At 73.4% G+C, this 12,976-nt stretch carries 13 protein-coding genes; 11 read left to right on the top strand and 2 right to left on the bottom strand.

All coding sequences use genetic code 11. The features are described 5' to 3' along the window. Nucleotides 1–72 precede the first annotated feature (72 nt). The 8 genes from ASD18_RS11540 to ASD18_RS11510 are packed head-to-tail and all read left to right on the top strand — an operon-like array spanning nt 73 to nt 7,390. Complete coding sequence (locus ASD18_RS11540; RefSeq protein WP_056090832.1) at nt 73–1,731, top strand: nitrite/sulfite reductase; 1,659 nt, start codon at nt 73–75, stop codon at nt 1,729–1,731. Continuing rightward, complete coding sequence (locus ASD18_RS21340) at nt 1,728–1,886, top strand: hypothetical protein (RefSeq protein ID WP_200938533.1); 159 nt, start codon at nt 1,728–1,730, stop codon at nt 1,884–1,886. The genes ASD18_RS11540 and ASD18_RS21340 overlap by 4 nt, the downstream gene beginning before the upstream one ends. Further along, nucleotides 1,883–2,572, top strand: coding sequence for a phosphoadenylyl-sulfate reductase (locus ASD18_RS11535; RefSeq protein WP_056090829.1), 690 nt, complete (start codon nt 1,883–1,885; stop codon nt 2,570–2,572). Before ASD18_RS21340 ends, ASD18_RS11535 begins: the two co-directional genes overlap by 4 nt. After that, on the top strand, nt 2,569–3,471 hold the full coding sequence (gene cysD / locus ASD18_RS11530; protein ID WP_235522330.1) for a sulfate adenylyltransferase subunit CysD: 903 nt from the start codon (nt 2,569–2,571) through the stop codon (nt 3,469–3,471). Before ASD18_RS11535 ends, cysD begins: the two co-directional genes overlap by 4 nt. Then, a complete protein-coding gene (locus ASD18_RS11525; protein ID WP_082573794.1) occupies nt 3,471–4,910 on the top strand; it encodes a sulfate adenylyltransferase subunit 1 in 1,440 nt (479 codons plus the stop codon). Before cysD ends, ASD18_RS11525 begins: the two co-directional genes overlap by 1 nt. Further along, nucleotides 4,907–6,103: a uroporphyrinogen-III C-methyltransferase gene (gene cobA, locus ASD18_RS11520; protein WP_056090825.1), complete on the top strand. Its 1,197-nt coding sequence runs from the start codon at nt 4,907–4,909 to the stop codon at nt 6,101–6,103. The genes ASD18_RS11525 and cobA overlap by 4 nt, the downstream gene beginning before the upstream one ends. A 10-nt stretch (nt 6,104–6,113) precedes the next feature. Then, the gene (locus ASD18_RS11515; RefSeq protein WP_235522329.1) at nt 6,114–6,908 is read left to right on the top strand and encodes a dihydrofolate reductase family protein; all 795 of its coding nucleotides are present in this window, start codon (nt 6,114–6,116) and stop codon (nt 6,906–6,908) included. Then, a complete protein-coding gene (locus tag ASD18_RS11510; protein ID WP_056090821.1) occupies nt 6,905–7,390 on the top strand; it encodes a hypothetical protein in 486 nt (161 codons plus the stop codon). Before ASD18_RS11515 ends, ASD18_RS11510 begins: the two co-directional genes overlap by 4 nt. 54 nt (nt 7,391–7,444) lie before the next feature. Here ASD18_RS11510 and ASD18_RS11505 read toward each other — a convergent pair whose 3' ends face one another. Beyond that, a complete protein-coding gene (locus tag ASD18_RS11505) occupies nt 7,445–8,677 on the bottom strand; it encodes a hypothetical protein (protein WP_056092121.1) in 1,233 nt (410 codons plus the stop codon). Beyond that, nucleotides 8,674–10,128, bottom strand: coding sequence for an NADP-dependent phosphogluconate dehydrogenase (gene gndA, locus ASD18_RS11500; protein ID WP_056090818.1), 1,455 nt, complete (start codon nt 10,126–10,128; stop codon nt 8,674–8,676). Before gndA ends, ASD18_RS11505 begins: the two co-directional genes overlap by 4 nt. A 240-nt stretch (nt 10,129–10,368) precedes the next feature. On the opposite strand from gndA, the gene ASD18_RS11495 reads away from it, so the two are divergent. From ASD18_RS11495 to ASD18_RS11485, 3 genes are all read left to right on the top strand, one after another. Beyond that, a complete protein-coding gene (locus tag ASD18_RS11495; RefSeq protein WP_056092118.1) occupies nt 10,369–10,953 on the top strand; it encodes a DUF3000 domain-containing protein in 585 nt (194 codons plus the stop codon). A 71-nt stretch (nt 10,954–11,024) separates the two neighbouring features. After that, nucleotides 11,025–11,543 carry a LuxR C-terminal-related transcriptional regulator gene (locus tag ASD18_RS21845; RefSeq protein WP_369817269.1) on the top strand — a complete coding sequence of 173 codons (519 nt, stop codon included), beginning with the start codon at nt 11,025–11,027 and terminating at the stop codon, nt 11,541–11,543. Between the two features lie 92 nt (nt 11,544–11,635). Next, a complete protein-coding gene (locus ASD18_RS11485) occupies nt 11,636–12,931 on the top strand; it encodes a ribonuclease D (RefSeq protein WP_082573790.1) in 1,296 nt (431 codons plus the stop codon). The last annotated feature ends 45 nt before the right edge of the window (nt 12,932–12,976 follow it).

Here is a 12,976-nt window from a genome sequence, read left to right as displayed (position 1 = left end):
CGTCCGGAGTACCGCTTCCCCTGAGCGGTGGGTGCAGGCGCACGTCCACGTTCTCCCGGAGATAACGCCCCTATGGCGCACACCAGGATCGCCCCGCCCGCTGCTCGTGCCGAGGGCCAGTGGGCCTTCGACCAGCGCGAACCCCTCAACGGGAACGAGCAGTTCAAGCAGGACGACGACGGCCTGAACGTCCGCCACCGCATCGAGACGGTCTACTCGCGCGAGGGTTTCGCGAGCATCGCGCCGGAGGACCTGCGCGGGCGGATGCGCTGGTGGGGCCTCTACACCCAGCGCAAGCCCGGCATCGACGGCGGCAAGACCGCCACCCTCGAGCCGCACGAGCTCGACGACGAGTACTTCATGCTCCGCGTCCGCTGCGACGGCGGCGCCCTGAGCCTCGAGCAGCTGCGCGTCATCTCCGAGGTCTCGGTGGAGTTCGGTCGCGGCACCGCGGACATCACCGACCGGCAGAACATCCAGCTGCACTGGATCCGCGTCGAGGACGTCCCGGAGATCTGGCGTCGGCTCGAGGCCACCGGCCTGAGCACGCAGGAGGCGTGCGGCGACACGCCCCGCGTCATCCTCGGCTCCCCCGTCGCCGGGGTCGCGGCCGACGAGATCATCGACGGCACGCCCGCAATCCGCGAGATCGCGGAGCGCTACATCGGCGACCCGGCGTTCTCCAACCTGCCGCGCAAGTTCAAGACCGCGATCAGCGGATCGCCGCACCACGACGTCGCGCACGAGATCAACGACGTCGCGTTCGTCGGCGTGGTGCACCCGGAGCTCGGACCCGGCTTCGACGTCTGGGTGGGCGGCGCGCTGTCGACCAACCCCAAGCTCGGCGTCCGGCTGGGCGCGTTCGTCACCCTCGAGCAGATCCCCGAGGTCTGGACCGGCGTGGTGGGGATCTTCCGCGACTACGGCTACCGCCGGCTGCGCACCCGCGCACGCCTGAAGTTCCTCGTGGCCGACTGGGGTGCCGAGCTGTTCCGGCAGGTGCTCGAGGCCGAGTACCTGGGCTGGACCCTGACGGACGGCCCCGCGCCTCCCCCGCCGCCCACCGGCCGCCGCGACCACGTCGGCGTGCACCCGCAGAAGGACGGCAACTTCTACGTCGGCGTCGCCCCGACCGTCGGACGCATCTCCGGGGAGCTGCTCGGGCAGGTCGCCGACCTGGTCGAGGCGGCCGGCTCCGCCCGGATCCGGCTGACCGTCGAGCAGAAGCTCGTCATCCTCGACGTCGCGCCGGACAAGGTCGACGCCCTGGTCGACGGGCTCGAGGCCGCCGGGCTGCACGTCCGGACGGCGAGCACGTTCCGCCGCGGCACCATGGCGTGCACCGGCATCGAGTTCTGCAAGCTGGCCATCGTCGAGACCAAGGCACGCGCGACGCACCTGATCGGCGAGCTGGAGAACCGGCTGCCCACGTTCGACCAGCCGATCACCATCAACCTCAACGGCTGCCCCAACTCGTGCGCCCGGATCCAGACCGCCGACATCGGCCTCAAGGGCGCGCTGGCGAACGGCGAGGACGGCTACCAGGTGCACCTCGGCGGCGGGCTCGGGCTGACCAGCGGGCTGGGCAAGACGCTGCGCGGCCTGCGCGTGCCGGCCGAGGAGCTGCCCGACTACATCGAGCGCGTCACGCGCAAGTTCGACGAGCAGCGCACCGAGGGCGAGCTGTTCGCGCACTGGGCGCACCGGGCGGACGAGGAGGACCTGCGATGAGCACCAGCGGCTCCGAGCGAGCGGTCCCCTACTACTGCCCCTTCTGCGCCAGCGAGGACCTGTGGCCGGCCGGCGAGAAGCACGGGGAGTGGGAGTGCCGCGCGTGCACCCGCGCGTTCGGGCTGCGGTTCGTCGGGCTGGTGACGCGCTCATGATCACCGCCGACCTCCAGCAGCTCGCCGAGCAGGCGGGCCGTGACCTCGAGGGCGCGCACCCCTCGGACATCCTGCGGTGGGCCGCGCAGACGTTCGGCACCGACCTGGTGCTGGCGTCCTCGATGGGCGACGAGGTGCTCGTGCACCTCGCCGCCGCGGCGGTGCCCGGCATCGACGTGATCTTCCTCGACACCGGCTACCACTTCGCCGAGACCCTCGGCACGCGCGACTACTACGCCGACTTCACGAACATCCAGCTCCGCACGATCCTGCCGCTGCGCACGGTCGCCGAGCAGGACGCGGAGCACGGCGAGAAGCTGCACGACCGCGACCCGAACCTGTGCTGCGCCCTGCGCAAGGTCGAGCCGCTGGAGCGCGGCCTGGAGCCGTACACCGCGTGGATCACCGGCATGCGCCGCGAGGACGCCCCGACCCGCACCGACATCACGGTCGTCGGCTGGGACGCCAAGCGCGGCAAGGTCAAGCTCAACCCCCTGGCCGCGTGGACGCAGGACGACGTGGACGCCTACGTCGAGGAGCACCACGTGGTGCTGAACCCGCTGCGCCAGGCCGGCTACGCGTCCATCGGCTGCGCCCCCTGCACGCGCGCCGTCGCCCCCGGCGAGGACCCGCGAGCGGGTCGCTGGTCCGGTACCTCCAAGATCGAATGCGGGTTGCACACATGAGCGTCGTCACCCTCACCCAGCTGGACGCCTTGGAGTCCGAGGGCATCCACGTCATGCGCGAGGTGGCCGGCGAGTTCGAGCGTCCGGTCCTGCTGTTCAGCGGCGGCAAGGACTCCATCGTCATGCTGCACCTGGCGCGCAAGGCGTTCTGGCCGGCCCCCGTGCCGTTCGCGCTCATGCACGTGGACACCGGGCACAACTTCCCCGAGGTCATCGAGTACCGCGACCGCGTGGTGGCCGAGCACGGGCTGCGGCTCGTCGTCGCGAGCGTGCAGGACGCCATCGACGACGGCCGCGTGAGCGAGCGGGCCGACGGCTCGCGCAACGCGCTGCAGACGGTCCCCCTGCTCGACGGCATCACGGCGCACAAGTTCGACGCGGTGTTCGGCGGCGGGCGTCGCGACGAGGAGAAGGCCCGCGCCAAGGAGCGGGTGTTCTCGCTGCGGGACGAGTTCGGCCAGTGGGACCCGCGCCGGCAGCGACCCGAGCTGTGGGACCTGTACAACGGCCGCCACAGGCTCGGGGAGCACGTCCGCGTCTTCCCCCTGTCCAACTGGACCGAGCTCGACGTGTGGCGCTACATCGAGCGTGAGCAGATCGAGCTCCCAGCCATCTACTACTCGCACCAGCGTGAGGTCTTCCTGCGCGACGGCATGTGGCTGGCACCCGGCGGGTGGGGCGGCCCGCGCACCGGCGAGACGCTCGAGGTGCGCACCGTCCGGTACCGCACGGTCGGGGACATGAGCTGCACCGGCGCCGTGGAGTCGACCGCGTCGACGGTCCCCGAGGTCATCGTCGAGGTGGGTGCCAGTCGCCTCACCGAGCGGGGCGCCACCCGCGCCGACGACCGCGCCTCGGAGGCCGCGATGGAGGACCGCAAGCGCGAGGGGTACTTCTGATGGGCGCCCCCACCGTCCAGCTGGAACCGACCGAGGAGACGCAGCACGTGACCGAGCACGCGACGCGGGACCTCCTGCGCCTGGCCACGGCCGGATCCGTCGACGACGGCAAGAGCACCCTGATCGGGAGACTGCTGTACGACACCAAGTCGGTCCTGGCCGACCAGCTGAGCGCGGTCGAGGCGGCGACGCTGGCCCGCGGCGGCGGCGACGTCGACCTGGCCCTGCTGACCGACGGCCTGCGCGCCGAGCGCGAGCAGGGCATCACGATCGACGTGGCGTACCGGTACTTCTCGACGGCCACCCGCGCGTTCGTGCTCGCCGACACCCCGGGGCACGTGCAGTACACGCGCAACATGGTCACCGGCGCGTCCACGGCCGAGCTGGCGATCGTGCTGGTGGACGCCCGCAAGGGCGTGCTGGAGCAGACCCGCCGGCACGCGACGATCACGGCCCTCCTGCGGGTGCCGCACGTGGTGCTCGCCGTGAACAAGATGGACCTGGTCGACTTCGACGAGGCCACCTTCCGCGCCATCGCGGACGAGTTCACCGCCTACGCCGTCAGCCTCGGCATCCCGGACGTGACCGCCGTCCCGCTCTCGGCGCTCGCCGGCGACAACGTCGTGGACCGCTCGACGCGGACGCCCTGGTACGACGGACCGACGCTGCTGGAGCACCTCGAGTCCGTCGAGGTGGGCCGCGACGCCCTGTCCGAGCCGTTCCGGTTCCCCGTGCAGGTGGTCATCCGGCCGCGCACCGCGGAGCACCCCGACTACCGCGGCTACGCGGGCCGGGTGGCGTCCGGCGTCGTGACCGTGGGTGACGAGGTGACCGTCCTCCCCTCGGGCAAGCGGAGCACGGTCGTCGGCATCGACACGTTCGACGGACCGCTCACCGAGGCGCACGCGCCGCAGTCGGTCACGCTCCGGCTGGCCGACGACGTCGACGTGGCCCGCGGCGACGTCCTCGTGCCCACGGCCGCGACGGTCACCGTCGGGTCCGACCTGGAGGGCACCGTCTGCTGGCTGGCCGAGAAGCGCAGCGTCCTGGGCGCCCGCCTCCTGGTCCGCGTCGGCACCCGCACGGTCCGGGCGCTGCTGCGCGAGGTGAACGCGCGCCTGGACGTGGACACGCTCACCGTCGAGGCCTGGGACGGCGTGGACACCCTGCACGCGGTCGACGCCACCGACACCTCCTCGGACATCCCGCCGCGCGCCCTGACGCTCAACGCGATCGGGCGGGTCAAGATCCGGCTGGCGGAGCCGATCGTGCTCGACGAGTACGCCACACACCGGCGCACCGGCGGGTTCCTGCTGGTCGACCCCGCGGACGGCACCACGCTCGCCGCCGGCATGATCGGCGCCACGCTGCTGGACCGGCTCGCACCGACCTCGGCCGCGCAGGACGACGACGACTGGTTCGCGGGGGCCGGCATATGAGCACCCCCCAGCACCCGCTGCTGCTCGACGTCCACGGTCGGCGCGTCGTCGTCGTGGGCGGCGGCCCCGTCGCCGCCCGCCGCGCGGCACGGCTGGTCGACGACGGCGCGGACGTCGTCGTCGTCGCACCGGCGCTGTGCGAGGACCTCGCGGAGCTGGCGTCCGCCGGACGCGTGACCTGGCGAGCACGCGACTACCTCGCCACCGACCTCGACGCCGCCTGGCTCGTGCACACCGCGACGGGCGACCGCGCGGTCGACGACGCGGTCGCGGCCGACGCCGAGGCCTCCCGCCTGTGGTGCGTCCGCGCGGACGACGCGAGCGCGTCCAGCGCCTGGACGCCGGCGGTCGCGCGGTCCGGCGACGTGACCGTCGCCATCGGCACCGGCGGCGACCCACGTCGGGCGGTCGCGCTGCGCAACGCGATCGCGCTCCTGCTGGACACCGGCGGGCTCCCCCTGCGCCACCACCGCCCGACGACCGGCCGCGTGACCCTCGTCGGTGGCGGCCCCGGCGACCCCGGCCTCATCACCACCCGGGGACGACGCGCGCTGGCCGAGGCCGACGTCGTGGTCGTCGACCGCCTGGCGCCGCGCGCACTGCTGGCGGAGCTGGACCCGGCGGTCGAGGTCATCGAGGCCGGCAAGTCCCCGCACGCGCACACCCTGACGCAGACCGAGATCAACGCGGTCCTCGTGGAGCGCGCCCGGGCCGGCCACCGCGTGGTGCGCCTCAAGGGCGGCGACTCGTTCGTGCTCGGCCGCGGCGGCGAGGAGGTGCTGGCGTGCCTCACCGCGGGCGTCCCCGTCGAGGTCGTCCCGGGCGTGACGAGCGCGCTCGCCGTGCCGGCGGCCGCGGGGATCCCCGTGACGCACCGCGGGATGGCCCGCCAGGTGACCATCCTGTCCGCGCACGACACCGCCCCCGACTGGGCCACCCTGGCGCGCCTGGACGGCACGCTCGTCCTGCTCATGGGCGTCGCACAGCTGCCCTCGCACACGCGTGCCCTCCTGGCGCACGGCAAGGACCCCGGCACCCCGGTCGCCATCATCGAGAACGGCACCCTGCCCGCACAGCGGACGACGGTCGGGACGCTGGCCGACATCGCGGACCGGGCCCGGGAGCGTGGCGTCGGCAACCCGGCCGTCGTCGTGATCGGGGACGTGGCGGCGCTGGCGGACGTCCTGGCCTAGGTTGGCGAGCGTGCCCGACCTTCCTGCGCTCGACGTGCTGCTGCCGCTCGACGCCCCCGTGCGGCACCTCGCACCCCGCGGTGACGAGGCCGAGCTGGTCGCCATGTTCGCGGACGGGCCGGGCACCGGTGCGCACGTGCGCGCCAACATGGTGAGCACCGTCGACGGCGCCGCGACCGGCGCCAACCGCGTGAGCGGGTCGATCAACGGCCCCGCCGACCTCCGGGTGTTCCGCGTGCTGCGTGCCCTGGCGGACGTCGTCCTGGTGGGTGCCGGCACCGCCCGCGCGGAGCGCTACCCGCCGCTGGACGTGCCCCCGGAGCTGAGAGCCGCCCGGAGGACGCTCGGCCGGCCGGACGCCCTGGAGCTCGCGATCGTCACGGCCGGCGGCGAGCTCCCCGACTCGCTGCTCGACACCGACCGCCCCCCGCTCGTGCTCACCACCGGCTCTGCCCCGTCGCTGGGGGGCCTGCGCGCGCGGATCGGGGCCGATCGGGTGATCGTCGCGGACGGCGGGGTGCCCGGCGCCGTCGATCCCCGCGCCGTCGTCGCCGCCCTCGCCGAGCGCGGACTGACGCACATCCTGGCCGAGGGCGGCCCGACGCTCCTGGCCCAGCTGGTGGACGCGGACCTGGTCGACGAGCTCTGCCTCACGTGGAGCCCGCAGCTGGTCGGCGGCCCCGCCGGGCGCGTGACGCACCTGCCCACGTGGCTCGAGCCGGCACGCGCGCTCACCCTCCGGCACCTGCTGCACGCGGACGGCGTGCTGCTGGGTCGCTGGCAGGTGGCTAGGCTCGGCGCGTGACCGACACGATCATCGTCCTCACGGAGGACACCCTGGCCAGCGCCGACGTGGCGAACCTGCTCGCCCTGCACGAGGGCGAGACGTACGCGTACCGCGTGCTCGTCCCGGCGGACACCGACCGCCCTCTCGTCTCGACGATCATCGACAACCTCAGCCTCGGCGAGCTCAAGGAAGCCTGGCACCGCGCGATCGGCAAGGAGCCGTCCCATCACGAGGCCAAGGCCACGGCGGACGAGCAGCTGGCCGGGAGCATCGCGGCGTTCGCCGCGGCCGGCCGGGAGGCCACCGGCACGGTGGTCGACGACGACCCGCTGCCCGCCCTCAAGGCCGCGGTCGCGGACGGTGACGTCGCCGAGGTCGCCGTGGTGACCTACCCGCACGCCGTCGAGGACACGTTCCACCGCGACTGGGCGTCCCGCGCCCGCGAGGAGCTCCAGGTCCCGGTGCTGCACCTGTACGCGGGCACCAGCGAGCTCGGCTGAGCCAGGACGCACCAGAGGCCGGCACCCCGCTGGGTGCCGGCCTCTCGCGCGTCCTCAGAACCCGGTCGACGTGACCGCCGGGTAGTACCGGCGGAACTTGCGGACCTGGTTGACCAGCGCCATCCAGACGTACAGGCGTCGACGCGGCGACAGGTCCCCGCGGTACGCCAACGGGTGCGCGACCGCGTTCGCCTTGATCAGCCGGCGGACCCGCGCGGCCAGCTCAGGATCGCGCACGTAGCGCAGCAGCAGCCGGTGCGGGACGACCGAGTAGAGGATCTCCTTGTCGACCACGACCGGCGGCACCGAGCGACCCTCGACGGCGTCCTCGACCACGAACCGCATCGGGTTGGCCCCCGCCGCGGTCACGTAGTAGTTGTTCCGGCCGATCCGCGGGTTGACCTCGAAGAACCGGAACACACCGGTGCGCGGATCCACCTTGACGTCGAAGTTGGCGAACCCCCGGTACCCCGTCGACGCGAGGAACGTCCGCGCCTGCTCGAGCATCGCATCGTCCCGGCTGGTGATCATCGCGGCCGGGTTGCCCAGGCCGGACGGCGTGTGCTCCTCCAGGAGCACGTGCGCCGAGCACAGCAGCGTGATCTCGCCGTGCGTGTCCACGTACGCAGTGATGGACCGCATCTGCGTGTCGTCGCCGGGCACCAGCTCCTGCACGACGAACCGGCCGCGGAAGCCCGCACCGCGCAGCGCGCCCCAGAGCCACGCGAGCTCGTCGGCGGTGGCGATCTCGAAGACCTTCTTCTTGCCCTCGAACTCGACGTCCTGGTAGTCCGCGCTGCTGGCCGCCTTCGCGATCAGCGGGTACTCCAGGTCGACGGGTGCGGCTTCCCACGGCTCCGAGCCGAACTCCTGCACGATCGTCCGCGGCACGGAGATCCCGAGGTCGTCGCAGATCTCCGCGAAGGTGGCCTTGTCGGAGATCCGGTCGAGCAGGTGCTCCGACAGGAACGGCACCACGTAGTACTGCTCGAGCAGCGCGCGGTGCTGCACGACCACGCGGACCAGCCAGTCCGAGTTGGCCATGAGCAGCAGCCGGCTGTCGGGGTTGGCCTTCGCGACCTCGACCAGACGGTCCACCAGCTGGCGGGGGTCGTGACCGTCCGCGACGATCTCGTGCCGGACGATGCGCGAGTGCGCGACCGGACCGAGCGCCGCGCCGGCCACGACCACGGAGGTGACGCCGTAGGCCTCGTGGAACGAGCGGGCCAGGGCGTACACGCCGATGTCGGCGCCGAGGATGACGGGCTGCAGCGTGGTCCCGCTCACGCGGTCTGCTCGGTGCGGTCGCCCGACCACTCGGTGTGGAACGTGCCGTCCTTGTCGGTGCGGCGGTAGGTGTGCGCGCCGAAGAAGTCGCGCTGCGCCTGGATCAGCGCGGCCGGCAGCCGCTCGGCACGCACGCCGTCGTAGTAGCTCAGCGAGGACGCGAACGCCGGGGTCGGCACCCCGTGCAGCGCGGCGCCGGCCACGATGCGGCGCCAGGCAGCCACGCCGTTGCCGACCGCGCCGGTGAAGTACTCGTCGGCGAGGAGCAGCGGCAGGTTCGCGTCGCGCTCGTACGCCTCGGTGATCCGGTTGAGGAACCGGGCGCGGATGATGCAGCCGCCGCGCCAGATGCGGGCCATGGCGCCGCGGTCGATGTCCCAGCCGAACTCGGCGCTCGCCGCGGCGATCTGGTCGAAGCCCTGCGAGTACGCGACGACCTTGGACGCGTACAGGGCGAGGCGCACGTCCTCGATGAACGCGTCCCGGTCGGTGACGTCCCACTCGGTGGTGTGCGCCTGCAGGACGCCGACCGCTGCGGACCGCTGCGGCACGGAGCCGGACAGCGCACGGGCGAAGGTGGCCTCCGCGATCCCGGTGATCGGCACGCCCAGGTCCAGACCGTTCTGGACGGTCCAGCGCCCGGTGCCCTTCTGCTCCGCCTGGTCGAGCACGATGTCGACGAACGCCGACCCCGTCTCGGCGTCCACGTGCTGCAGGACGTCCGCGGTGATCTCGATGAGGAACGACTCCAGGTCGCCTGTGTTCCACTCGGCGAAGATCTGCCCGATCTCCGCGGCCGAGGCACCCAGCCCCTGGCGCAGCAGGTCGTAGGCCTCGGCGATGAGCTGCATGTCGGCGTACTCGATGCCGTTGTGCACCATCTTCACGAAGTGCCCGGCGCCGTCGGGGCCGACGTAGGTGCAGCACGGCACGCCGTCGACCTTGGCGGAGATCTTCTCCAGGATCGGACCGAGCGACTCGTAGGACTCCTTGGTGCCCCCGGGCATGATCGACGGGCCGAGCAGCGCGCCCTCCTCGCCGCCGGACACGCCGGAGCCGACGAAGTGGAGCCCCTTCTCCCGCAGGGCGGCCTCGCGGCGGATCGTGTCCGGGAAGTGCGCGTTGCCGGCGTCGACGACGATGTCGCCCTCCTCCAGGAACGGCACCAGCTCGTCGATGACCGCGTCCGTGGGGCCGCCGGCCTTGACCATCACGACGACCTTGCGCGGCCGGGCCAGCGACGCGACGAAGTCCTCGACCGACTCCGACGGCACGAACGCGCCCTCGTCGCCGTGGTCCGCCACGAGCGAGGCGGTCTTGGCGTACGAGCGGTTGTGGATCGCCACCGTGTAGCCGTTGCGCGCGAAGTTCCGGGCCAGGTTGCGGCCCATCACCGCCAACCCGGTGACGCCGATCTGCGCGGTTCCGGTGGCGGTTCCTGAGGCGACCATGCGGGGCGTGCTCCTTCGATCGACGGCCGGCACGGGCCGCGTCCGCGAGGGCGGCGAGCAGGTGCTGGGCACGTGCAGGCGCAGGTCGGGTGCGGCGACGTCCGAGGGTGCTGGGTGCGCGAGCCAGCCTAGTCCGGCATGCCCGGGTCGGGATCGGCGTGCCGGACAACGAGACGACCGCCCGGCGGCGGCGGCGTGCCGGACACCCGTTCGGGTCACGTCGCCCGTACGCTCCACCACGTGACACCCGCTGGTCCGGAGGACGTCCCCGTCGAGTTCGTCAGCGCGCTGCGTTCGTTGCGCCGGGTGACCGTCCGCCCCGAGGTGATCCTCGACGAGGTGCCCGGCCCGGCACGCATCGCGCCCTTCTCCGCCGCGCTCACCGCCGAGGTGCGCACCGCCCGCCGGTCCGTCGCCGCCTCCGAGCTGGCGTCCGGGCGGTTCGTCGTCCTCTACGACCCGGCCGGCCAGGAGGCCTGGGACGGGCACTTCCGCCTGGTCACGCTCGTCCGGGCGACGCTCGAGGCCGAGGTCGGCGCCGACCCGATGCTCGCCGAGGTGGCCTGGACCTGGTTCACGGACGCGCTCGAGGAGTCCGGCCTCGACGCGCACGCCGCCGGGGGAACCGTCACGCGGGTGCTGTCACAGAGCTTCGGCGCGCTGGAGCGCCGGTCCGAGCAGACCGAGCTGGAGATCCGCGCCTCGTGGACCGCCGCCGACGAGGATCTCGGCCCGCACCTGCAGGCCTGGGGCACCCTCCTGTGCACCGCAGCCGGACTCGAACCCCTGCCCGACGGCGTCGTCGCCTTCGGGCCGAGGCGCTGAACACGAGCCCGGGGGGGCACGCGCAACGCAACCGACTCAAGTCGTCAGGTCATGGTGCCGATGACTCGCCTGTGACCATCGAGCCTCTGCGACGAGACCTGGCCCCGGCGCGACGTCCGGAGCTGCGGCCCGGCGTGCCCGGCTCCCGCACCGTGCCACCCGCCTCCACGCAGCAGATGTGCGTGGTCGTCACCGAGGTGGCCGACGGCGACGGGGCGCCCCTCGTCCGCAACCTCCGCCGCCGGGGAGCTCCGCGGGTCGTGGTGCTCACCCGCCGCGCCAGCCGTCCCGAGCTGGGCATCCTGCTGCAGGGCGGCCTGCGCGGGGTCGTCGCCGGCACCACCACGCCGAGCCTGCCGCGCGCAGCCGCCGTGACCGCTCCGCCGCCGCCGCTGCCCGACCTGACCGCACGCGAGGTCAGCGTGCTCAAGCTCGTCGCGGACGGTCGCACCAACCGCCTCATCGGCGAGGACCTCGGCCTCTCGGCTCTCACCGTGAAGAGCCACCTGGCCCGCATCTCCCGCAAGCTGGGCACGGGCGACCGTGCCGAGCTGGTGGCGATCTCCATCCGCGGCGGCGTGCTGTCCTGACCCCCGCGTGTACGGATGCCGCACCCGCGGTCGTACGCGCCGCCCGCGCGGCCTGCGCAGATGCGTCCCCGTCGTCGCTTACCGTTGACCTCATGCGACCTGAGGCGATCCCCGGCGCCCCTGCTGGGGCATCCGAGCCTCCGGAGAACCCCGACGACTCCTCCGCGGTCGACCCCGGTCCCGAGATCGTCATGCTGACCGAGCCCGCCGAGGGCATCCCGCCCGTCGTCGAGACGCCCGAGGCCCTGGCTGCCGTCGTCGCCGCGTTCGAGGCCGGCACCGGGCCGGTGGCCGTGGACGCGGAACGCGCGTCGGGGTACCGCTACGGCCAGCGCACCTACCTGGTCCAGCTGCGGCGCGAGGGCGCCGGCACCGCCCTGATCGACCCGATCGCGGTGCCCGACCTGTCCTCGCTCTCGGACGCCCTGGTGGGCGTCGAGTGGGTGCTGCACGCCGCCTCGCAGGACCTCCCTGGTCTCGCCGAGCAGGGCCTGCGACCGAGCCGGGTGTTCGACACCGAGCTCGGTGCCCGCCTGCTCGGTCTCGACCGGGTGGGGCTGGCCGCCGTCGTGGCGGACGCCCTCGGTCTGGGCCTCGCCAAGGAGCACTCGGCGGTCGACTGGTCCACCCGGCCGCTGCCGGCCGAGTGGCTGCGCTATGCCGCGCTCGACGTCGAGGTGCTCGTGGAGCTCCGCGAGGTGCTGGCCGAGCGCCTGGCGGTCGCGGGCAAGGCCGAGTGGGCGGCGCAGGAGTTCGAGGCCGTCCGCACCGCGCCTCTGCCGCCGCCCCGCGTCGAGCCGTGGCGCCGCGTGTCCGGCCTGCACGCGATCCGCGACGCCCGCCGGCTCGCCGTCGTCCGGGAGCTGTGGCAGACGCGCGACCAGAACGCGCGCACCCGCGACATCTCACCGGGCCGGGTCCTGCCCGACCACGCGATCGTCGCCGCGGCGCAGGCGCTGCCCGGTTCCGTCGCCGCGCTCACCGCCCTCCCGGCGTTCGCCGGAAAGGGAACCCGCCGGCGCGCGGTCCTGTGGCAGCAGGCCATCGACCGCGGCCTCGCGACGCCCGAGGCCGAGCTCCCGTCGGTCCGCGGCCCGAAGAGCGACGCACCGCCGCCGCCCCGGGCATGGGCCGAGAAGGACCCGCAGGCGGCCGCACGCCTCGTCGCCGCGCGCGAGGTGGTCGCCACGCTCTCGACCGCCCACGAGGTGCCGGCCGAGAACCTGCTGCAGCCCGACCTGCTCCGCCGGCTGTGCTGGACGCCGCCCGCGCGCCTCGATGCCGACTCGATCGCCGCGTTCCTGCAGGCGGGCGGTGCGCGGCCGTGGCAGATCGGCCTCGTCGCGGACCGGCTGGCCGAGGCGTTCGCGACCCTCCCCCAGGACTAACGTCCCTGTTACTCTTGAGTAACTTATGGCTGGCAACGCCCGGGC

The sequence above is a fragment of the Cellulomonas sp. Root137 genome (assembly GCF_001426725.1).
Taxonomy (GTDB): Bacteria; Actinomycetota; Actinomycetes; order Actinomycetales; family Cellulomonadaceae; genus Cellulomonas.
The sequence above is the reverse complement of the archived record's forward strand: the minus strand, read 5'-3'. Positions and strand labels throughout refer to the sequence as shown.